Origin of the sequence: Flavobacterium sp. FlaQc-57, assembly GCF_044007395.1 — a bacterium.
Classification (GTDB): domain Bacteria; phylum Bacteroidota; class Bacteroidia; order Flavobacteriales; family Flavobacteriaceae; genus Flavobacterium.
The window spans coordinates 227088-251222 of record NZ_JBIPDA010000006.1; the positions used below are offsets into that span (position 1 = coordinate 227088).

Consider the following 24135-nt stretch of genomic DNA (forward strand, 5'->3'; position numbering starts at 1 on the left):
AATCTAATTAGATTTTAAATCTTTTTCTATCAGTTTCTGTCAAATAGATCTTTCTCAAACGAATAGATTTTGGAGTTACCTCTACATATTCATCTTTTTGAATGTACTCTAAAGCTTCTTCTAATGAGAAAATAATTGGTGGAATAATTCTAGCTTTTTCATCATTTCCAGAAGAACGAACGTTAGATTGTTTTTTCTCTTTAGTTACGTTTACACACATATCATCAGCACGAGAGTTTTCTCCAATTACCTGACCTTCGTAAATTTCGGTATTTGGTTCAACAAAAAACTTACCACGATCTTGCAATTTATCGATAGAATAAGGAATAGCTTTTCCTTTTTCCATAGAAATCAACGAACCTTTGTTACGTCCTGCAATTTCTCCTTTGTAAGGCTCATATCCAATAAAACGGTGTGCCATAATAGCTTCACCAGCTGTTGCAGTAAGCAATTGGTTACGTAATCCAATAATTCCACGAGATGGAATATTAAATTTCACAATCATACGCTCCCCTTTAGTTTCCATGCTTAGCATTTCACCTTTACGCAAAGTAACGAACTCTACTGCTCTACCTGAAAGTGATTCTGGTAAATCGATTGTCAACTCCTCAATTGGCTCACATTTTTTACCATCAATTTCTTTGATGATAACTTGTGGCTGTCCAATTTGTAATTCATAACCTTCTCTTCTCATTGTTTCAATAAGAACAGATAAGTGAAGTACTCCACGACCAAAAACCATGAATTTATCCGCAGAATCAGTTTCACCTAACTTCATCGCTAAGTTTTTCTCTAATTCTTTTGTTAATCTTTCTCTAATATGACGAGAAGTTACAAATTTACCCTCTTTACCAAAGAAAGGAGAGTCATTAATTGTAAACAACATACTCATTGTAGGTTCATCGATATCAATCGTTTTTAGACCTTCAGGATTTTCAAAATCAGCAATAGTATCACCAATTTCAAAACCTTCAACTCCAATGATTGCACAAATATCTCCAGCAATAACCTCTTGTACTTTTTTACGACCAAGTCCTTCAAAAGTATGAAGTTCTTTGATACGAGATTTAGATACAGTACCATCTCTTTTTACTAATGAGATTGGCATACCTTCTTTAAGAACTCCTCTTTCAAGACGACCAATAGCGATACGACCTGTAAATGCAGAGAAATCTAAAGATGTGATCAACATTTGTGGTGTTCCTTCAGAAACTTTAGGAGCTGGTACATTTTCAACAACCATATCCAATAATGCCTCAACATTATCAGTTACGTTTTCCCAATGATCAGACATCCAGTTATTTTTAGCAGAACCATAAACAGTAGGGAAATCCAACTGCCATTCTTCAGCACCTAATTCAAACATTAAGTCAAAAACTTTTTCGTGCACTTCTTCAGGAGTACAGTTTTCTTTATCAACTTTATTGATAACTACACATGGCTTAAGACCTAAGTCAATAGCTTTTTGTAATACAAAACGAGTTTGTGGCATTGGACCTTCAAAAGCATCCACTAGTAAACATACACCATCGGCCATGTTCAATACACGTTCTACTTCACCTCCAAAATCCGCGTGGCCAGGAGTATCGATAATGTTGATTTTTGTTCCTTTATATTGAACAGAAACGTTCTTAGAAGTAATAGTAATACCTCTCTCACGCTCTAAATCGTTATTATCAAGAATTAAATCACCTGTGTTTTCGTTGTCACGAAATAACTGACAGTGATACATAATTTTATCAACCAAAGTGGTTTTACCGTGATCGACGTGGGCAATAATTGCAATATTTCTAATAGATTCCATCTGAGATTTTTAATGGGTGCAAAGGTACACTTTATTTTGATATAAAAAACGTTTCTGCGATAGTTTGCGTCTAGACAAGTAATTAGTTCATTAAAAACAACGTAAATTTAAGTGTAAATTGAACTTTTCTTATTGTTTAATTATACTTAATTTAACTATATTTGAGTAATGAAAAGTAAAACTCTCCAAATTACTCTAGTTTATATTATCATATCGTTATTTATGGCAATAGTCTGTCATAAATTACTTACTACTTACTTTTCTAAGACTGAATACTTTTTAGTTTTTTTCCTAAAGGATATCTTTTTTATTTTAACTACTGCTCTATTTTTCAATTACATACTATCAAAAAATGAGAGAAAAAATATAGCTATTTTCAAAAAACTAAAAGAAACAAACGAAGAAATTAAAGAATCGAACGAAAAATATGACATTGTTGCAAAAGCTACAAGCGACACGATTTGGGACTGGAAAATTCAGGAGGACAGCATAAATTGGAATAAGGGAATCGAAGGAGTTTTTGGCTACAATCCTCTAGAAGTTGGAAAAACATCAAAATGGTGGTTTGACAAAATTCATCCTGAAGACAGCATCAGAATGTCAATAAAATTATACTCATTTATTGAACAAAAAACCGAAAAATGGCAAGATCAATATCGTTTTAGATGCGCAGACGGAAGTTATAAATATGTTTTAGACAGAGGTTTTCTGCTAAAAGATGAAAACGGAAGAGCAATAAGAATGATCGGAGCCATTCAGGATATTACAAAACAAAAAGAAGAAGAGCAACGTCTAAAACTTCTAGAAACCGTAATTACACAATCTAAAGATTCTATCTTAATTACAGAAGCCAACTCGATAGATCGTAAGATTCCTAGAATAGTTTATGTAAATCCGGCGTTTTCGCAAATGTCAGGATATCTTTCCACTGAAATAATCGGAAAATCACCTAATATTTTCCGTGGTCCAAAATCCGATTCAGAAGAATTAAAAAAACTATTAAGAGCCATAAAAAACGAAGAAGAATGCCTCATAGAAACCATTAACTACACCAAGCAAAAAGAAGAATATTGGGTTCGTTTTTCTATGATACCAATTTTCAACAATGAAGGAGTAATTTCGCACTGGATTTCAATACAAAGAAACATTACCGACGAAAAGAAATTAGAAACAGAAAAAGAACATCTAATTAGAGAACTAACTCAAAACAATAAAGATTTAAAGCAATTTTCATACATCACTTCACACAATCTTAGAGCGCCGCTATCAAACTTAATAGGGCTTTTGAACCTTATTGATGACATTCCTGTTGAAAATCTGGAACTAGAAGAAATCTTAGCCGGTTTTACGAAATCTACTCATTTATTAAATGAAACAATAAATGACTTAGTAAAAGTTATTATTATCAAAGACAATCCTTCAATGCAAAAAGAAGAAGTTTCTCTACAAGAGATATTCGAGAATGTATTTAGTCAATTGTCTTTTCAAATCGAATTACACAAACCTATTATTAAGCTCAAATTCGACAAAGTTCCATTGTTAAACACAAACAAAGCTTACATCGAAAGCATCTTACTCAACTTACTTACCAACTCAATAAAATACAAATCAGAAAATAGAAAATTAAAAATATCTATTACCGCAGAACAAATAGATCACAAAGCAATTCTAACCTTTAAGGATAACGGAATAGGAATTGATCTGGAAAGAAATCGCGATAAGGTATTTGGACTATATCAAAGATTTCACAATTATCCTGACAGCAAAGGACTTGGATTATACCTTGTAAAATCACAAGTAGAAACAATGGGAGGAACTATCAGCATCGATAGCGAAGTTAACAAAGGCACCACATTTACAATAACATTTAAAAACTAACAACTATGCTCGAGCAAATTCTTTGCATTGACGATGACCCAATCACGTTAATGTTATGCAAAAAAGTAATTTCAAAATCCGAGTTTTCGAACGAAATTATCACAGCTCAAAACGGAGAAGAAGCACTTCATCACTTCAACACCTTAAAATACACTAACAACAAAAACAAAGTAAACAAAAAACCGGAATTAATTTTTCTAGATCTAAACATGCCTGTCATGGGCGGCTGGGAATTTCTAGACCATTTTACTTCTCCGGATTACGACGAATTCAACAAAGCAAATGTTATCGTACTATCTTCTACTATTGATCCTGAAGACTTAGCTAAAGCAAAAAAATATCCCATTATAATTGATTTCCTTTCAAAACCTATCACCCAACCTATGCTGGAATACCTTAAAAAGAAAATCGACTTTTAAATACAATATCCTAAAAACATACTTTACTCATAATTAATCAAGATTATTCCCAGGAAAAGATTTACCGATATTTACCAGAACCATATTCACTCTTTACCACTCCTAATCTTCATTATCAACTACAGGAAAACAACTTAAAAAAAATCCCAAACTCTACTGCTTACGATATTACTATCACACAGAAACAATAGAGTTTGAGATTTAAAATATAAAATTTTCGTTATTTTTTAAAACAAAAAAAGTCCTCAAAAGAGGACTTTTATATCTTTAGGAAATTGTAATTAATTACAATTTAGCAACATGCTTAGTTAATTTAGACTTCAAGTTAGAAGCTTTATTATCATGAATGATGTTCTTTTTAGCCAATTTATCAATCATAGAAATTACAGTTGATAATTTTGAAGTAGCATCAGCTTTATCAGTAGCTATTCTTAATGCTTTAATAGCATTACGAGTAGTTTTATGCTGATATCTGTTAAGAACTCTTCTTTTTTCGTTACTTCTGATTCTTTTTAATGCTGACTTATGATTTGCCATTTTTTTTAATTTTAGATGTAATAATTATTATAGATACTAGTTAAAAAAGAAAAACCTCCCACAATTGCAAAACAATCACTTTGGTTTTAACTAATAAAACAAAAATCGAGACACCAATCTTTATTTTATAAAACTTATTCACAACTAATTTTAGTAGTCCGTAAGGGAATCGAACCCCTGTTACCAGGACGAAAGCCTGGAGTCCTAACCCCTAGACGAACGGACCATTATCGTTCTAAGTTTTTCTATATCAAATATAGAGGTATTATTGTAGCCCGTAGCGGAATCGAACCGCTCTTACATGGATGAAAACCATGCGTCCTAACCGATAGACGAACGGGCCATTTTAATTCTCAGTATTTTAAGAACAATTTTGCAATAAAAAAGTAGTAGCCCGTAGCGGAATCGAACCGCTCTTACATGGATGAAAACCATGCGTCCTAACCGATAGACGAACGGGCCTGCTTCTCTAATGCGGATGCAAAAATACAACTATTTTTAAGATGTACAATACCTGATGCAAAAAAAATTAAAAAAAATTAATATGCCTTTGCAAACAACACTCTTTTTGAAGAAGGATTCCCCGTAAACACACAGGTTCCCGCCTCTTCTTTACCATCTAAAGGAATACAACGAATTGTCGCTTTTGTCAAGTCTTTTATTTTCTCTTCGGTAGCAGCAGTGCCATCCCAATGAGCCGATACAAATCCTGCTTTACCCTCTAAAACTTCTTTAAATTCCTCAAAACTATTTACTTCCGTAATATGAGTATTACGATAGTCCAACGCCTTATTAAATAGATCAGCCTGAATCTGCTCTAGCAAGTCATTTACATAATTTACGATTCCTTCACTCGAAACAACCTCTTTTGTCAATGTATCACGTCTTGCAACCTCAAAAGTTCCATTTTCAAGATCTTTTGGACCAACAGCAATTCTAACCGGAACTCCTTTCAATTCCCATTCCGCAAACTTGAATCCTGGTTTTTGAGTTGTTCTGTCATCATACTTAACTGAAATTTTTAATTTTTTCAATTTTACCGTTAAGTCATTAACCGCAGCAGTAATTTCAGCCAATTGCTCATCTGTTTTATAAATCGGAACAATAACAACTTGTATAGGCGCTAAATTTGGAGGCAACACTAATCCCTGATCGTCAGAGTGTGTCATAACTAATGCTCCCATTAAACGTGTAGAAACTCCCCATGAAGTTCCCCAAACATGTTCTTGCTTTCCTTCGGCATTTGCAAATTTTACATCAAATGCTTTTGCAAAGTTTTGCCCTAAAAAGTGAGATGTTCCTGCTTGCAATGCTTTCCCATCTTGCATCAAAGCTTCGATACAATAAGTCTCATCAGCACCAGCAAAACGTTCTGTCTCTGTCTTAATACCTTTAACAACAGGAATCGCCATGAAGTTTTCAGCAAAATCAGCATACACGTTCATCATTTTCTCAGATTCCTCCAAAGCTTCAGCTTTCGTTGCGTGTGCTGTATGCCCTTCCTGCCATAAAAACTCAGCAGTTCTTAAAAACAAACGAGTACGCATTTCCCAACGTACAACATTAGCCCATTGATTAATCAATAAAGGCAAATCTCTATAAGACTGCACCCATCCTTTATAAGTAGACCAAATAATCGCCTCACTTGTAGGACGAACAATAAGCTCTTCCTCTAATTTGGCATTTGGATCAACCATTAGTTTTCCGGGTTTATCCGGGTCATTTTTTAATCTATAATGTGTTACAATTGCACATTCTTTTGCAAATCCTTCGGCATTTTTCTCTTCCGCTTCAAACATGCTCTTAGGCACAAATAAAGGGAAATACGCATTCTGATGTCCCGTTTCCTTAAACATTCGATCTAACTCTGCCTGCATTTTTTCCCAAATCGCATATCCGTACGGCTTAATAACCATACATCCTCTAACTCCTGAATTTTCGGCTAGATCTGCTTTTACAACCAGTTCGTTATACCATTTCGAATAATCTTCTGATCTTGTAGTGAGGTTCTTACTCATATTGAATAGTTTGGCACAAATTTTGTTTTATTAATTTTAACTAAATAGTTTGACAAAACTAACTATTTTTGTAATGTGCAACAATAAAAAACACCACAGATATGAAAACTTCTATTTCTCTTCGCCAAAACTCAAGTCATTTTTACGCAATTGGATTATTGAGTTTTCTACTGGCATCGTGTGGTTCTTACCAAAACACTTCGTATCACGATAATGACGGAGTATATGGTGGTTCACCTAGAACGTATGCTCAAACAAATACCACAAACACTAATAATCAATATAAAGATTACTTTAAATCATTACAAGACGACAGTCAACCAACTGAAATTTTTACAGACGTTGACAGTTATGGTAATTATTCAGAGAACGACAGCACTCAAATCGCCAGCACAGCTTATCCAGCCTGGGGAAGCGCAACAACTGACGTTTCGGTAAACGTATATTCTGACCCTTCATGGTCATTAGGCTTTGGACTTGGGTTTGGATACCCATACTACGGTTGGGGTTACGGAGGCTATTGGGGCTACCCTGGCTATTGGGGACCAGGATGGGGATATCCGGGTTGGGGATACCCAGGATACTGGGGACCAGGTTACGGATACAATAATTACTCTTATAATTATGGAAGAAGAGGATCAGCTGCTTATTACGGCGGAAGAAACTATGCTTCTAACAGAAACTACACCTCAAACAGAAACTTTAGTACAAGCAGAAATTACAACAGTAATAGAAACTATACTACAAATAGAGGAAACTATAACACTAATAGACAAAACGGATACACTGATTTTAGAAGAAGCTCTACTGCAAACGGAAGAAACTACAATTCATCTAGCCCTAATTTCACCAACAGAAGAAGCACAACTCAAGGTCAAAACGGCAGTTATGATTATTCAAACAGAAGATCAAGCACTACTACAACCAGAAGTTACGATAACAGCAATTCGTCAAGAAACTACTCTCCTAGCCCAACACGTTCATACAATAGTGGTGGAGGCGGAAGTATGAGATCATCTGGCAGCAGCGGAGGCGGTGGAGGCGGAAGATCTTACGGAGGTGGCGGAGGTGGAAGAAGATAATCTCTTCTTTCACTAATCAACAAATCTTTTTAAAAACTATCCAAATGAAAAAAATATTATTCCTACTTATTACAGGACTAACTGTTAGCGTCTCACATTCGCAAGAAGTATCAGATGCTGTTCGTTATGCGCAAGACAATTTAACAGGAACTGCCAGATTTAGAGCCATGAGCGGTGCCTTTGGAGCCGTGGGCGGAGACTTATCCTCTATGAGTGTAAATCCAGCTGGGTCGGCAATTTTTTCAAACAATCAGACCGGAATAACTTTTAGCAATCAAAGTATTAAAAACAATTCTAATTATTTTGGAACCCAAACCAGCGAAAAAGACAACTCTTTTATATTAAATCAAGCCGGGGCTGTGTTTGTTTTTCATGACCACAATCCGAATAACAATTGGAAAAAAATTGCCATTGGAGCAACTTATGAAAACACAAACAATTTCAACAATAGTGTTGTATCAGTAGGAACTAATCCAACAAATTCTATTGATAAATACTTTCTAACATTTGCAAATGGAATTCCTCTAAATATTATAGACGGTCTTGATTACAGAGATTTATTTTACGACGAACAACAAGCATATATGGGATATTGGGGACACATTATTGATCCTGTCAATGCAAATGATCCAAACAACACCCAGTACATCAGCAATGTTCCTGCAGGCGGTAACTATTATCAAGAAAACGAAGTTTATACCAGCGGATATAATAGTAAATTAAGTTTCAATATTGCTACATCTTACAAAGACAGAATTTATCTTGGAGCCAACTTAAATGTACACATCACAGACTATAGAAGATCCAGCACTTTTTACGAAGACAACAACAATCCGCTTGAAGCCAGAGAAACTATTTCAAGCTTACGTTTCAACAACAACCTATATACTTATGGTAACGGATTCTCTTTTCAACTTGGAGCCATTGCAAAAGTTACAGAATCTTTCAGACTTGGTCTAGCTTACGAATCTAACACTTGGTACGATCTATACGACGAGACTTCACAAAGTCTTTACTCAACAAGAAAAGCTGATGGCGGACCAGACATCAATGCTACCGTTAACCCAAACATTGTGAATGTTTACGATTCATACACCTTACAAACTCCCGGAAAAACCACTTTTAGTGCCGCTTATGTATTTGGTAAATCAGGTTTAATTAGCGTTGATTACGCAATTAAAGACTACGGAAACACAAAATACAAACCAACAAATGACGCTGGCTTTAGAGGAGTAAATAATGACATTAGCAATCAACTAACTAATACAGGAGAACTAAGAGTTGGTGCTGAATACAAAATAAAACAATTAAGTTTACGTGGAGGATACCGTTTTGAAGGAAGTCCGTACAAAAACGGAACTACAATAGGAGATTTAAATAGCTATTCAGGCGGTTTAGGATATAATTTTGGGTCTACTAAAATAGATTTAGCCTACTCTTATCTGGAAAGAAAATCTAATCCAGGATTTTTCGCAACCGGATTTACTGACGGAGCAAACATTTCATCGAAACTAAATAATATTTCTTTGACTTTATTATTTGAATTGTAATTAAGAATAAATAGATGAATGAAGATTTCCGTTAGGTGTTACTTAACGGATTTTTTTTTAGCCCGATAGAAACAACATCCTTTTGTGACGGGCCCGAAGCCTCCGGACATCACAAAAGATATAGCTGAGAGCGAGATTAGCTTCATAAAAAACACCTAAATGAAACGGAAACAGGCGGTGTTTGAATAAAAAAGTGTAATTTTGCACTCCAATTTATAAAAGTATGAGAACCAAGTCTTTAAAAAAGAACAAAATTAACGTAATCACTCTTGGGTGTTCGAAGAATGTATATGATAGTGAAGTGTTGATGGGACAACTTCGTGCAAACGGAAAAGAAGTAACACACGAAGCGCCTGCAGCTGAAGAAGGAAACATTATCGTAATTAACACTTGTGGTTTTATTGACAATGCTAAAGCGGAGTCTGTAAACATGATTTTGGAATATGCTGATAAAAAAGACAGAGGCTTAGTTGATAAAGTTTTCGTTACCGGATGTTTATCTGAAAGATACAGACCTGATTTAGAAAAAGAAATTCCTAATGTTGATCAATATTTTGGTACAACTGAATTACCACAACTATTAAAAGCTTTAGGAGCTGACTACAAACATGAATTATTAGGAGAACGTTTGACTACAACTCCAAAAAACTACGCTTATTTAAAAATTGCCGAAGGTTGCGACAGACCTTGTAGTTTTTGTGCAATCCCTTTAATGAGAGGCTCTCACGTTTCACAACCAATTGAAAAATTAGTTAAAGAAGCGCAAGGTTTAGCTAAAAATGGCGTTAAAGAATTGATCTTAATCGCTCAGGACTTAACTTATTATGGTCTTGACATTTATAAAAAGAGAAATCTTGCTGAACTTTTAGAAGAATTAGCAAAAGTTGAAGGAATTGAATGGATTCGTTTACATTATGCCTATCCTACCGGTTTTCCAATGGATGTTTTGGAATTAATGAAACGCGAGCCTAAGATTTGTAATTATATTGATATTCCGTTGCAACATATTTCAGATTCTATTTTGAAATCAATGCGCCGTGGTACAACTCAGGCAAAAACAACTCAATTATTAAAAGATTTCCGCGCTGCTGTTCCCGGAATGGCTATTAGAACTACTTTGATTGTTGGATATCCTGGTGAAACTAAGGAAGATTTTGAAATTTTGAAAGATTTTGTTCAGGAAATGAAATTTGACAGAATGGGATGTTTTGCTTATTCTCACGAAGAAAATACTCACGCTTATTTACTAGAAGACGATGTTCCGGATGATGTAAAACAAGCCAGAGCAAACGAAATAATGGAATTACAATCTCAAATTTCATGGGATTTAAACCAGGAAAAAGTGGGTCAGGTTTTCAAATGTATTATTGACAGAAAAGAAGGTGCTCATTTTGTAGGGAGAACTGAGTTTGATAGCCCGGATGTTGATAATGAAGTTTTGATTGATGCATCTAAACATTACGTAAAAACAGGAGAATTTGTTAATATAAGAATAATAGAAGCGACAGAATTTGATTTATACGGAGAACCTGCTTAAATTTACGCTAATCAATTATCAATTTTAGATAAAAACTTTTTTTTTATGAAACCTATACAATCTTTATTTCTTTTGGTTTTTACCTTATGTTGCTTTAACTCTGTTTCAGCACAATACGGAAATGGTTATAATAATGGTTACGGTGGCGGTTATGGTAATGGCTATGGTGGTGGCGGCTATGGAGGAAGAGGTAGCGGAATGGGTATGGACAGAAGTATGATGGGCGGACCACAAGGTAACACTAGCAAACCTAAAGAAACTCCTCCGGAAGAAATTTCTGCCAGAATTATTGAACAAATGAAACCTGTAGTAAATCTTGATGAACTTCAAGCAATTGCAATCGGAAATGTTTTTACTGAAAGCATGAAAGAACAAGGTATTTTGCTAAAAAATGAAAGCAGTAGTCAAGATGAAAAAATGGAACAAATAAAGGCATTAAGAGAAAGCACTACTAAAAAAATAACTGCTTTTTTAAATCCTGATCAAGTTGCTAAATACACTACTTTCATGGAGACTTTTAAGGATGTAAAAAAACCTTCTAAATCAAAAAAGAAAAAAGATTCAGATAAAGATTCAAAAGAAATTAAAGCAGATTCTGAAGCTCCAAAAGTTCAGGAATAATTGTCTCAACAACATCTTAAAAAAATGTAAGTAACCATGGCAAAAAAACATTTTTGTTATCTGATTTTAGCAATTATCATCACTTCTTGCTCTACAAATCCTTATAAAACAACCGAAAAAGTTTACGATCAACAGCTCAAAACTTTAGAAAATCAAATTACAAGCAAAGAGCCTCAAGCAATTCCGCCTGTTAGCCCAGTTATCATCGACACAACTTATGCTCAACAACTTGGGATTGTAAAAGACACTTTATCAAAAACAGGATCTACTTATTTATTAAATGGTATAAATACAGAATGGATTGGAACCGTAAACTTTAATTTAAGAAAACCAAGTTTCATTATTATTCACCATACCGCTCAAGATTCTATACAGCAAACGATAAAAACTTTTACAAAAACCAAAACACAAGTAAGCGCACATTATGTAATCTCTGAAAACGGAAAAGTAGTTCAAATGTTGAACGACTATTTAAGAGCTTGGCATGCCGGAGCTGCAACATGGGGGAAAAATACTGACTTAAATTCTTCTTCTATCGGAATAGAACTTGATAATAATGGTTTCAAACCTTTTACCGAAGCTCAGATTAGCAGCTTAGTTGCTCTTTTAACAAAACTGAAGAAAGATTACAACATTCCGACTCAAAACATATTAGGCCACGCAGATATTGCTCCAGGTAGAAAACAAGATCCAAGTGCTTTGTTTCCATGGAAAACATTAGCAGAAAAAGGTTTTGGAATTTGGCCGGATGAAGTTTTAGAAGAAGCTCCTTTTGACTTTAAAATTGAACCAGCTCTGAGAATCATTGGTTACAATACCAAGAACCTTTCAGCAGCGATTCAAGCTTTCAAATTACATTATATCCAAACTGATGCGACATCGGTTTTAGATAGAAAAACAATAGACACGATTTACTCTATTTACAAAAAACAACTACAGTAAAATCTCTAATAAATACATAAAAGCACATCTCTGGTTGATTCAGAAATGTGCTTTTTTTTTGTTTAAAAGTTTAGCCACAGATTGAAAGGATTAAAATGATTTTTCCTGTTTTTGATCTATATTACGGATCAATGCAAAAACCTGTGGAGTGAGTTTTTTTTTACCGCAAAGGGCGCTAAGTTTTTTTTATTCTTAGCTTTTATAAAAATACAAAGTTCGCAAAGCTTTGTGTTGATTTAGCTTTGTGAACTTTGCACTTATAGAATCATTCTTAAATTAAGATCTTTGTGTTCTCTCTGGCAAAAAATATCAAGCAAGGCAAAATAGTATTTAAATAAAAAACTGCCGAAACATTAGTATGTTTCGACAGCTCCAAAAAAAAAAAAAAAATATCAATCTTAATCTCTAGAAAGAGTATGTTGTAGCAATTAATCCGTAGAAAGATCCTCCTGTTGGCGCTGCATCTTTATCCAAAAATATATCTTCTGAGGCAGCATCGTATCTTAACTCAGGAATTATTGTAAGTTTTCCAACTTTGTAATTTAAAGAAACTGTATTTGCAAAAACACTAGATCCTGTTAATGTTCCTAAACTTGGCGCTGCATCTTTAGCATCAAAATATTCCATTCTGTAAGCCAATAGCAAAGACGGTTTAAATGAATAGTTTGCATATCCTACTAATGAAAACCATTCTCCATCATCTATACTTGAAACATCATTTTTTGTTTTAGCATAAGTTGCATTGAACCCAAGTGCAAAACTATCACTAATTGTTTTTGAAGCAACTAAATCAAATTGTGTCTTATTTTCTAATGAAGATGGATTACTACTTCCTGACGTAAAGTTAAGATAAGCACTTCCTGTTTCCCCTATATACCCAAGTTGTCCAATATATGTTTTTTGTGACGAACCAGCATCCATTGCCGATTTAAAATCAGTAGGATTTGTTATACCAAACATTGCGGTAAATTTACCTGATGTATATTGCGCTTTTACTCCAGTATTAAAGAATGGTCCATAAGAAAACGCATATGACATACTATAGTTCTTGTTTCCTATTGCGTCTAATACTTCATACCCTATGTGTGTCCCAAAACTACCTGCAACTACTTTAAATTTCTCTGTAAGTTGATAGGTAAAGAACAATTGTTTAATTAGAAACTTTGCATTTATATCTTTATCTGTTGTTTCATTATATGAAAACTCTCCTGCTCTTTTTCCGAAACCTAAGTCTACAAATACAGAACCTTTACCGAATGTGTGACCTGCCTGAATTGAGGCCATTCCTAATTCGAATGAATCCTGAGAGTTGGTAAAGCTCGTTAATCCATTCATTTGTTTTGAAAAATCATATTTATAATACGCATCGGCTGACCCTCCCCAAGTGGTTGCTGGCGAAGTTGCAGTTTCAGTATCATCTTGAGCAAAAGCAAAAGAGCTCGTTAACATCGCGGCAAAAATGTGTAATACTTTTTTCATGTTTTAATTGGTTTTTGGTTATTAATTGATTCTGGTTAGTTAATCTTTTATATATGTATGAAATACTATAAGCCACTTTTAAAACCTCTTATTCTTCCCTTAAACATCTTCATTTTCATTAGCGAATTTATTAACTTTTGTATGAGTAGAAGAATCGAAATCTATTTTTTTGATGTTTTGAAGCGAGAATTATGGATTACAAAAATTAACTTACCAATAATCGTGATTTGATATTTATACTTATTTATTTTTGAAAATTCAACAACGGTTTTTTGTACAAAAAATCCATTTTAACAAACAAAAACAAATTAATACCCGTAAAAATAAACACTAAAACTACAAAATCATAACTTTTATAAATTCACACCCCTTAAAAAATAGGGGTCACTAAACTAACTAAACAAAACAAGCCCTAGAAAACAAAATAAAACAACAGCTCTTACACAATAAATCGAGAAACTCTAAATTCTTACAAAAACAAATCAAGAAATCTAAAAGTATCTTCAAAAAACCGACCTCTACTTTTTAAGTTTTACGCAAAAAAAAGCCTGTTCAAAACTGAACAGGCTTACCTCTAATAGCGGCAACTAACTTTAATCTTTTGCATTGTATTTTCTTAAAAACTCACGAACTTTAATTCCGGATTCCTTAAGATCTTCATCTTTCCATTTTCCTTCAGATTTTGCAGATTTTTTCAAAATGGAACAAGTTTCATCTTTATCGGAAACGGACCATGTTATCCAACTCAGTTTTCGAGATTCCATCCAGTCTATATATTCCTGCCAGGCTTTTATATTTACTGGCCCATCACCAGAAGCTTCCATACCTGCCGATTCTGAGATAAAAATAGGCAAACCACTCTTTATTGCATCATCCGTTTTATCTCTTAAATCTTTACCATGTGTTGCGGCATAAAAATGCATGGTGTACATTATATTATCAAATCCTCTTATTGGGTCTGCCGCCGCAAGATCGACGTCCTGATCCCAATGTGGCGAACCAACCAGAATAATATTATTGGGATCATTTTTTCTTATTACCGAAATTACTTCTTCGGAGTACCCTTTAACTTCTGGCCACGATTCATAATCAGGCTCATTGAATATCTCATATATAACATTAGGATACTTTGAGTATTTTTTTGAAACCTCAGCAAAAAACGCTGTAGCTTCTTTTAAATTGATATTATGACTGTGCCAATCAATGATTACATAGATATCAGATTTTATTGCTCCATTTACAACTGCATCAATTTTATCTTTTGAAAATTGTGGATCTTTTATATAAGACTTCTCTCCCAGCTCAATACCCATTGCAGCGCGAACAACATTACATTTAAAATCTTTTTTCAACCAGCTCACTGCTTTTTCATTGTAAAATCTTGGCCACATACTATGCCAACCAAAACTCATTCCGCGCAAAACAACCGGATTATTATTTTTATCCACTAACTGAGTTCCAAGAACTCGTAGTTGCCCATGTTCTTTTACAAATTGTGCGTTAGACACAGAGAATACCAATAATAATATCGTGACAATATTTACTTTTATTTTCATAAACAATTAGAATTAAGGAATTAACCTAAGTGTGATTACATCATGCGAAGCAAGATCAGCAACAAAATTCTTTTTTGTGTTTCCAATTTCTTTGTTTTTCCAAAGATCTTTTAATTTATAGATGGTTTTATTAAAACTGACTTCATAACCAAAATCAGCATCTTTAATGCCATGTTTTTTCCAATCAAAATTGATTTTTTTAGCGACTTCACTTCTATTTAAAAAAGTTACTGCCCAATTTCCATCCGATAAAGGCTTTACCCACACTTCTAAACCGTCTTCGGCAGAATATTTAAAACCTTGAATTCCCAATTTATCCTGATTAACAGCAATCAATTCTTTGTTGGTTAAAATCGCCAATGTTTCTTTTGACATTTTTCTAAAATCATTTCCTGCAATAAGAGACGACGCCATCATTGACCACATCGTAAAATGAGTTTTATCCTCAATATCTGTCATTCCGTCACCAACCTCCATCATGTCAAAATCATTCCAATGATCCGGACCCGAATATTTGCGGATATCTTTACGCATTTCAATTATCTTCATGAAACCCCAAGATGACCAGTTTCCTTCTTCATGTTTGAATTCGCAATCAAAACAAGGATAAATATCTCCAGAGATTCGCCAAAGATTCCCAACTGGTTTTCCCCATTCCCAAGGCTGATTATCACCCCATTCGCAAAGGCTAAAAACAATAGGTCTTCCAGCAGTTTTAAGTGCATTACTCATTGTTGTATACGCTTCTTTTGCAGTAATTCCTTGTGTATTACACCAATCATATTTTAAAAAATCGATTCCGAGTTTAGCATAAAAACGAGCATCCTGATATTCATAACCGCGAGTACCGGGATAACCGGCACAAGTTTGCGTACCTGCACAATTGTACAATCCAAATTTTAAACCTTTACTATGCACATAATCAATTACAGCTTTCATACCGTTTGGAAATTTAACAGGGTCAGGAACCAAATCTCCGTTTGCATCACGTTCTCTTGTCATCCAGCCATCATCGAGCACAATATAATTATATCCTGCAGCTGCCATTCCAGACGAAACCATGATATCAGCCGTTTCTTTTACTAATTTTTCATCGATATTAGTTTCAAAAGTATTCCAGGAATTCCAACCCATTGGAGGTGTCATCGCCAGACCTTCAAACTTTCCTGCGACCTGTTTATGTGTATTTCCCTGACTAAAACCTAAAGCCGTGGCGACTAAAGCAAATGCTAAAATGATTTTTTTCATTATTTAAAAATTAATTTTAGTAAAAAAAATATTCCCTAATTGAGTAGATTAGGGAATACTTTAAACAAAACTCAAAATATAAAAACCAATTTATTTTATAAAAAACCTATATCATCCAGATAAAGGACACTAGCCGGAGTAATGGTTTTTCCAGAAAATTCCTGAATAAAGACACTATCAAATTTTCCTCCACTAATAAGTTCAGGATGTAAATCTGAGATAGGGATTGAAATATTATTCCATTGTCCTGCCACTAAAGTAACTGTCGTACCTTTAGCTGAATCTGCTGTATCACTATTTATAGTAACCATAATTTTAGTACTTTCAGTAGGAAATATGGACATTTTAACAAATTGATAATCTGAAGTATTTAAGGGCAAATCAGAGTGCATAAAAAGTCCGCTCCAAGCTTCTGCAGCTTTTTTAATTGAATGTGTTCCTCTGCTGACTTTTTCGGTGCTTTCCCATACAATATCACCTCCCCAGCCATAGCCCCAGCCTTTCAATGAGTCTTCATATAATAAATATTTCAGACCTATACTACTTGGCGCAGACACTCCAAAGTTACTTTCTACAACAATAAGAGCATACGAATTAAAATCAGCTGGCACAGTTACTTTTATCTCTGTTTTAGACACTGTAGTAAATGTAGCTGCAGTAGATCCGAATTTTACGCTCTTAACTTTTACAAAGTTTTGCCCCTTAATTGTAATAACATCTCCCGGAGAAGCTAATACCTGCGACAGTCTTGTAATTACAGGAGCAGGAGGAGTCAACTCTATTACATTACTTAAAACGTTTATAAAACCATTTGTTCCGTAATAATCTAACCCAACTGCTGCTTTGTCAGATCCGTTTACCTTTAAAACGCCATTGGTTACATTTATACTCAATAAGTACAAATCAGGATTTACCGCATTTGCCATTGTCGCATAATCTCCTGTTTCTAAATAATCAGCTTCGACACCTGAGAGTTTAGCAACTCTTTTTTTAACACCTTTAATGACATGACTTAAAACAAGTTGTTTTAAATTTTCTACCGGAACCAAAGTAATATCTGGATATCCCAAATTATTTACATATCCATTTGCAACCAAATAGGCATCGAAAGTAGCGTTACTTGGAACGAAATAGGTAAAATTATCAGATGTATTTAATGTCACCTCCAGGCCTGCCAATTCTATTGCTTTTGTAAACGTAGACAAATCGCTATTTGCTTTAAGCATCCCGTATACAGTGTTGTAATTTTGTTCCGCTCCTCCAATATCCTTAATATCATTATCACACGAAGAAACTGCAACAACCAAAAAGACACATACAGCAATATGTTTTACTTTATTATATATATTTTTCATAAATTATCTTTTAGTTTTTAATTATGGATTCTAGTGAATAAACTCAAACCTTACATCGAAATTTATTCTGAATCCTTCACAATTATTTTAATACCAATCCAATATCATCGAGTAAGATTGTGTTTCCACCAAAACCTCCAAATTCCTGCCATCCTACTTTACTTAATACATCTGGATTACCTACATCGGTAAAAGGAATTTCTATATAAGTCCACGAATCAGATTTGAATTCTACTACTTTGAAATTACTATCAGCATTTCCATTAGCAAAAAACTTTACTTTTCCAGCTTTAGCTCCTTTAATCGAAAATCTTACGGCTTTGAATTTATTTGTATCCGTAAAATTCCAAAAAGCAAGAGCAATATTATAACCATCCCACTCCCCTGCTTTCCACTCAATACTTTTAGAACCTTGGCTAGAATCTTTAGTATAAGCAGAATCAAAACCATTGGTAGCATCCCAAAATTCATTCCAACCCCAAATATTTGTGAAAGCATCATCATAAAGAGCACTACCTAATGCTTGATTAGCAACAGTTGTTCCTGAAACATTCTTTATTGATAGGTATTTATATTTAAAATCATCTGGAACTTTTACTTTTATTTCGGTCAACGATGACGAAATAGGCTCAACAGTTGTCGATCCAAAATTCACTACAGGTCGTAAAAAATATTCTCCCGTAATAGTGATTATATCTCCAGCGTTAGGGTTAATTGGAAATCCTTTAATACTAGGACTTGGTGGTCTAATAGCCACTTTATAGCTCAATGTACCTATATTAGTAACGATTTTCATTTCGTCCATTTCGTTGTAATATGGAGTTTTTTCATCCACTAGCACGACGATCGCATTGTCTGTTACGAATGTTGGATTAAAATAGGATTCTAATCCATTAAATGAAATAGATTTTAATGTAGCAAAACCAGATCCGCGAATGATGTAGTAGTTTCCTGCGTTAATAATATCTGTAGGAACATCAACCTTTCTATCCCCGTCAATCAAAGGATCATCAACAACAGATTTACTAATTCCAGTTACTTCAAGCTTTCCGGAAGAAGAATCTGTCGAATCGTTTGAACAAGAAGTATTGAACAGCAAAATCGAGATCGAAGCCACAAAACACAACTTCAATAACATTCTATTTTTTATATTTTTCATAGTGATTTACTTTTAAAAAATTATTTAAAATTGTACGGAACCGGTGCCTCTTTCAATTTTGGATTTTTTCTAACTTCGATATCTGGTTTTGGATACGTAAAATCAGCTGGTGTAGGTGTATAATGTGTTACTCCTTGAGAATCAAAACCTCTATCTTGTTTAGAGATTATAGTAATTGCTTCCTGACGTGGAAGTCTTCCTAAATCGAACCAAAATTCGCCTTCAAAAGCAAATTCAACTCTACGCTCATGAAATAAAGCTGTTTTTGTTAAAGGCACAGTATTTCCTAAAACACTAAGACCAGCTCTACGTCTTACTTTATTATAAGATTCTTTTGCAGCAGGATTTGTTGTTTCATCAGTTCCAGCCATAATTGCCTCAGCATGAATCAACAAAAGATCAGCATAACGCATAATATAATTGCAATTATTCATACCTCCCCATGAATCAGCCGGTCCAGTTTCACTAGTGGCCTGACCCACAACATATTTCTTAACCGCTGCACCAGTATTAGATAACACATCGCCATATTTATCTTTATCCATTACAAAGCCCACTTCTCCTTTAGCTTTAAGATTAGGGTAAGAATCTCCATAAACCATAAAAGATTCTTTTCTTCTTAAATCTCCAATTTCAAAGGCATCCTGAACATCATTACTTGGCACATAAGTAGCACCATAAGAAGCATTGTCATTCAAAATATCCAAACCATATTGAATATTTGAAAAATTACCTCCTCCGTAAGTATTTATAGCACCAGACCATTGCCACGAATAAATAGACTCCTCGTTATTATTTTTACTTGTCAAAAATAAATCTGCAAAATTTGGCAACAAACCAAACTCACCAGAATTAATTACTTTTTCAGCCATTAATTTAGAATCACCGTATTTTTTTTCATACAGATATACTTTGGCTAGAAATGCCTCTGCAGAACCTTGAGTTACAAAAACATTTTCGCCTCCAGGAGTTCTGGATCTAATTTTTGTTTTTAGATTTGCTGCTGCAAATTTTAAATCATTTTCAATAAACTTATAAATATCTTCGATTCTATTTGTATTCACTAACGGGTCTTTTGCTAAGGCTAAATTATCTTCAACAATAGGCACCGTTCCATACAAACGAACCAAATAAAAGTAAGCTATAGCTCTAAAAAAGTGTGCTTCGGCAACCGTATTTTTAATTACAGTCTTGCTTACATTTGCAGTAGCATCTTTCTCAATATAATTAATTAAATTATTTGACTGTGCTACAATTGCAAAGCAGGCTCTCCATGGATCTAACAAAATTGAACTATCAGAAGTTAATTTAAACTGAATTAACTCTGGTCCATCTGCATACGCTAAACAATTTCCTGATGACAACTCAGCCAATGCGTAGAAGTTTTTAGTATAATATGGAGCCCACATTGCACCGTACATACCATAGGTAGTTCTTGCTACTTGCTCATCAGTATTATAAAACTCGGTACTGCTGTAACTATCTTCAGATGGGCGATCCAAGAAATCTTCACTGCAAGAAACAGTTGTCAAACCTAGTGTTACGAATAAAACTAAGGTCTTTATATTGATATATTTTTTCATAAGAGTAGTAATTAAAATTCTAAATTCAATCCAAAAGTAAAACTGCGATTGGTTGGGTAACGCCCTGAATCAATTCCAACTAATAATGGATCTTGATTATAAGCACCTATCTCTGGATCATAACCTGTATATTTGGTAAATGTGTAAAGATTTTGAATACCTAGATAAAATCTTAATTTACTAATACTCGCTTTCGAAATAACATCTAAAGGCATGCTATACCCTAAAGTTACTTGTTGAATTCTTAAATACGACCCATCTTCTACATAACGATCAGAGATTGCCATATTTGGATGTCCGTCTCCACCATCAGGTCTTGGATATTTTGCATCAACATTTTCTGGTGTCCAAAAATCTGCGGCTTCAGCCAATTGATTTTCATACAAACGTTGATTTTTAGTACCGGCACGTCTTGTTAAATTCATAACTTTATTACCATAAGATCCTTGCAAAAAGATTCCTAAATCAACATTTTTGTATTTGAAAGTATTATTAAAGCCGTAAGTAAATTTAGGCTGTGGATTACCGATATAAGTCAAATCCTTATCATCAATCAAACCATCTTTATTTTGATCTACATACTCAACATCTCCTAATTGACTTTTCACAGCTTTATTCCCTGTATAAGGAATAGGTGCATTTGCTAATTGATCATTGGTTCTTATAATACCAACTGCCTGGTATCCGTAAAATTGACCAACTGGCTTACCAACCACTGTTTTGGTTACCGCTTTATTAGTATAATCATTAAGCATTACATCTTTTGTCAAATCAAAATTATCTTGTAAGCTTAGTAACTTATTTTTATTTGTAGAGAAAATTACTTTTGAATTCCACGAAAAATCTTTCCCAAACTTATTACTATAATCTAAAGTCATCTCAAAACCTTGGTTTCTTAAGCTTCCTAAATTTACATTTGGCGCTCCTAAACCTCCTTGATAAGTATCAGTTCCTGTAACATAATAAGGCAACGGTAAAACAAACAAAAATCCTTCTGACTCTTTTCTGTACACATCGAATGTAGCTTGAAGTTTTGAATTAAAAAGTGTAAAATCCAAACCAAAGTTTGTTTGTGTAGAAGTTTCCCATGTTAAACCAGGATTTGCAATATTATTAACCGTAAAGAAATTACCCAACGCTGATTTTATTGCACGAATTGTACTCATATAACCTGCTCCGCCAATATTTTGATTTCCAGTTTCACCATAACCAGCCCTAAATTTGATGTTATCAATATATTCTTTGGTTCCTTCCATAAATTTTTCGTTCGAAAGTTTCCAATAACCTGAAACGGAAGGAAAGTAACCCCATTTTTCACCTGGTCCAAAATTAGAACTTCCATCTGCTCTAAATGTTGCTTGCAAACCATATCGATTATCAAAATCGTAATTAAAAGACCCAAAGAAAGAGTACAAACCAGAGCTTCCTTTATATTCTGAAGCTGTAAGTGTATCAGGATCTCCCAAGCTAATAGAATGAATATCATTGCTTACCAGACCAGAAACTGATTGCGAATTTCCGAACCAATGACTATCATTAGCCTCTTGCCCCGCTAAGACATTAAAATGGTGCTTGCCTGCATCAATTTTATAAGTTAAAACATTTTTAATGTTAATACCATACCAGTTATTAGATCGCTCTGTTAACTGATTCGTTTCTTTAACAGCAGCACCCCAAGTATAAGTTGGCTCAAAGCTTTCAAAATTGTCAACATTTGTAGATCCTCCAAAATCAAATCGATATTCAAGTCCTTTTGCTATTCTAAAATTAGCATAGAAATTTCCTAAGAAATTCCTTTTGACTAATTTATTAGTATTCATTAAGGCTGAAGCCACAGGATTTATCCAAACCCCTATTGAACCATCTGCTGGCGGGCCGGCATAATTTCCATTAGTATCTTTTACTGCAACATCTGGTGTAGACAAAATAGAAGTACTAATAATACCGTTGCTTGCACCATTAATTGTGATATCCTCATTTGTTATTCCTGCTCCAAGAGAAACTCCAACAGTCAGCCAGTCTTTGATTTTGCTATCTACGTTTGTTTTAAAATTATATCTTTTAAAACCGGAACCTATAACAATACCTTCCTGATTTACATAACCTCCTGAAATATAGTAAGAAGTACCATCTTTTGCACCTGAAAACGAAACCTGATGATTGCTCATCACTGCGGTTTTATAAATCTCATCTTGCCAATTCGTTCCTTTACCCAGAACAGACGGAACAGCAAATTCATCTCTGGGCGCTACACCGTAAACCGCCGCCAAAGCATTTTGTTGTGTTGCATATTGACTCAATGTCATAGTGTCCAATAAGCGAGTTACATTTTGAACGGAGAAATATGAATCATAAGTGATTTTTCCTGCACCTTTTTTACCTCTTTTTGTAGTAATAATTACAACTCCATTCGACGCTCTGGAACCATAAATAGCGGTCGCAGAAGCATCTTTCAAAATATCCAGTGTTTCGATATCATTAGGATTTAAAAAAGCAATAGGGCTCGAAGTTACATTTCCTGTGTTCGCTCCTAAATAACCAGTAACAATTGAACCACCTGTAGCAGTACTGGTTGCATCTCCTGAAATCGGAATACCGTCTACAATATACAATGGTTCATTAGTTCCGGAAATAGAAGTTGTTCCACGAATTTTTACCGACACACTACCTCCCGGCTGCCCAGAATTATTAGTAACTGAAACCCCTGCAGCACGTCCTTGCAATAATTGATCTACTGATACTTGCGGAGAATCTGCAATATCCTTGGAAGTAACTGTAGAAATAGCTCCGGTTAAGTCCTTTTTTTTGACACTGCGATATCCAACATTTACCAACACTTCACGTAAATCTTCTGAACTAAGTTTCAAAATTACATTGATGGTTCCTCCGTTTTTTACATTAATTACCTGCGTAATATATCCAATAAATGAAACAGAAAGCGTAGAATTTGCAGCCACTTCAATAGAATATTTTCCATCAAAATCAGTTGAAGTAGTTTTCTTTGTACCCGAAACCAATATATTAGCACCAGGAATACCTAATCCCTTCTCATCAGATACTGTACCGGAAACCTTTACCTGAGCCGTAATAAAATTACTGGTCAGTAACAAAAATAATATCAAAGGAGCAGCTCTGTGGTTAGCCTTCCAATGAATAAAGTTAGTCATTAGTTTTTTCATAATAAATGTTTGGTTAGTTTAAATTTGTTGTACATAATTCAAGTCATAAAAAAGAGTGGTATTTAGTTCCTCAAATTATTTAACAAATCTATAACACAAGAAAACATTAAATCGATAGTATTATATCATTTAATGATAATATTTTTACTATACGGCTTTAAAAAAACATATTTAAAAATAAAAGAAAT

At 34.2% G+C, this 24135-nt stretch carries 17 protein-coding genes and 3 tRNA genes; 7 read left to right on the forward strand and 13 right to left on the reverse strand.

Annotation, left to right across the window (positions count from 1 at the left end; genetic code table 11):
• Positions 1-7: 7 nt before the first annotated feature.
• The gene (gene typA / locus ACHRVZ_RS18235) at positions 8-1804 is read right to left on the reverse strand and encodes a translational GTPase TypA (RefSeq protein WP_395424320.1); all 1797 of its coding nucleotides are present in this window, start codon (positions 1802-1804) and stop codon (positions 8-10) included.
• Positions 1805-2026: 222 nt separating this feature from the next.
• On the opposite strand from typA, the gene ACHRVZ_RS18240 reads away from it, so the two are divergent.
• Positions 2027-3682 (forward strand): PAS domain-containing protein, encoded by a 1656-nt coding sequence (locus ACHRVZ_RS18240; RefSeq protein ID WP_395424321.1) that lies wholly within the window; start codon positions 2027-2029, stop codon positions 3680-3682.
• Positions 3683-3687: 5 nt separating this feature from the next.
• Complete coding sequence (locus tag ACHRVZ_RS18245; protein ID WP_395424322.1) at positions 3688-4101, forward strand: response regulator; 414 nt, start codon at positions 3688-3690, stop codon at positions 4099-4101.
• Between the two features lie 285 nt (positions 4102-4386).
• Here the strand turns inward: ACHRVZ_RS18245 and rpsT are convergent, their stop codons facing one another.
• The 5 genes from rpsT to proS form a co-directional block, all read right to left on the reverse strand.
• Positions 4387-4638, reverse strand: coding sequence for a 30S ribosomal protein S20 (rpsT, locus tag ACHRVZ_RS18250; RefSeq protein ID WP_055095632.1), 252 nt, complete (start codon positions 4636-4638; stop codon positions 4387-4389).
• Between the two features lie 154 nt (positions 4639-4792).
• Positions 4793-4864 (reverse strand) — tRNA-Glu (locus ACHRVZ_RS18255).
• Positions 4865-4909: 45 nt separating this feature from the next.
• Positions 4910-4981, reverse strand: a tRNA-Glu gene (locus ACHRVZ_RS18260).
• A gap of 47 nt (positions 4982-5028) precedes the next feature.
• A tRNA-Glu gene (locus ACHRVZ_RS18265) sits at positions 5029-5100 on the reverse strand.
• Between the two features lie 77 nt (positions 5101-5177).
• A complete protein-coding gene (proS, locus tag ACHRVZ_RS18270; protein WP_395424323.1) occupies positions 5178-6656 on the reverse strand; it encodes a proline--tRNA ligase in 1479 nt (492 codons plus the stop codon).
• 101 nt (positions 6657-6757) lie between these two features.
• Here proS and ACHRVZ_RS18275 point away from each other — a divergent pair, with 101 nt between their 5' ends.
• The 5 genes from ACHRVZ_RS18275 to ACHRVZ_RS18295 all read left to right on the forward strand — a co-directional run bounded on the left by ACHRVZ_RS18275 (position 6758) and on the right by ACHRVZ_RS18295 (position 12388).
• Positions 6758-7738 carry a hypothetical protein gene (locus ACHRVZ_RS18275; RefSeq protein ID WP_395424324.1) on the forward strand — a complete coding sequence of 327 codons (981 nt, stop codon included), beginning with the start codon at positions 6758-6760 and terminating at the stop codon, positions 7736-7738.
• A gap of 44 nt (positions 7739-7782) precedes the next feature.
• Positions 7783-9288 carry an OmpP1/FadL family transporter gene (locus ACHRVZ_RS18280; RefSeq protein WP_395424325.1) on the forward strand — a complete coding sequence of 502 codons (1506 nt, stop codon included), beginning with the start codon at positions 7783-7785 and terminating at the stop codon, positions 9286-9288.
• A gap of 223 nt (positions 9289-9511) precedes the next feature.
• Entirely contained in the window at positions 9512-10825 is a 1314-nt protein-coding gene (gene rimO / locus ACHRVZ_RS18285) for a 30S ribosomal protein S12 methylthiotransferase RimO (RefSeq protein ID WP_395424326.1), read from the forward strand.
• 45 nt (positions 10826-10870) lie between these two features.
• Complete coding sequence (locus ACHRVZ_RS18290) at positions 10871-11446, forward strand: hypothetical protein (protein WP_395424327.1); 576 nt, start codon at positions 10871-10873, stop codon at positions 11444-11446.
• Positions 11447-11482: 36 nt separating this feature from the next.
• Entirely contained in the window at positions 11483-12388 is a 906-nt protein-coding gene (locus ACHRVZ_RS18295; protein WP_395424328.1) for an N-acetylmuramoyl-L-alanine amidase, read from the forward strand.
• 405 nt (positions 12389-12793) lie between these two features.
• On the opposite strand, the gene ACHRVZ_RS18300 is transcribed toward ACHRVZ_RS18295, so the two are convergent.
• From ACHRVZ_RS18300 to ACHRVZ_RS18330, 7 genes are all read right to left on the reverse strand, one after another.
• Positions 12794-13867 (reverse strand): outer membrane beta-barrel protein, encoded by a 1074-nt coding sequence (locus ACHRVZ_RS18300; protein ID WP_395424329.1) that lies wholly within the window; start codon positions 13865-13867, stop codon positions 12794-12796.
• A 593-nt stretch (positions 13868-14460) separates the two neighbouring features.
• Positions 14461-15423: a glycoside hydrolase family 5 protein gene (locus ACHRVZ_RS18305; RefSeq protein WP_395424330.1), complete on the reverse strand. Its 963-nt coding sequence runs from the start codon at positions 15421-15423 to the stop codon at positions 14461-14463.
• 12 nt (positions 15424-15435) lie between these two features.
• Positions 15436-16671 (reverse strand): glycoside hydrolase family 27 protein, encoded by a 1236-nt coding sequence (locus tag ACHRVZ_RS18310; RefSeq protein ID WP_395424331.1) that lies wholly within the window; start codon positions 16669-16671, stop codon positions 15436-15438.
• A 95-nt stretch (positions 16672-16766) separates the two neighbouring features.
• Positions 16767-18026 carry a fasciclin domain-containing protein gene (locus tag ACHRVZ_RS18315; protein ID WP_395424332.1) on the reverse strand — a complete coding sequence of 420 codons (1260 nt, stop codon included), beginning with the start codon at positions 18024-18026 and terminating at the stop codon, positions 16767-16769.
• An 82-nt stretch (positions 18027-18108) separates the two neighbouring features.
• Entirely contained in the window at positions 18109-19185 is a 1077-nt protein-coding gene (locus ACHRVZ_RS18320; protein WP_395424333.1) for an IPT/TIG domain-containing protein, read from the reverse strand.
• 20 nt (positions 19186-19205) lie between these two features.
• A complete protein-coding gene (locus ACHRVZ_RS18325; protein ID WP_395424334.1) occupies positions 19206-20768 on the reverse strand; it encodes a RagB/SusD family nutrient uptake outer membrane protein in 1563 nt (520 codons plus the stop codon).
• An 11-nt stretch (positions 20769-20779) separates the two neighbouring features.
• Complete coding sequence (locus ACHRVZ_RS18330) at positions 20780-23947, reverse strand: SusC/RagA family TonB-linked outer membrane protein (RefSeq protein ID WP_395424335.1); 3168 nt, start codon at positions 23945-23947, stop codon at positions 20780-20782.
• Positions 23948-24135 lie beyond the last annotated feature (188 nt).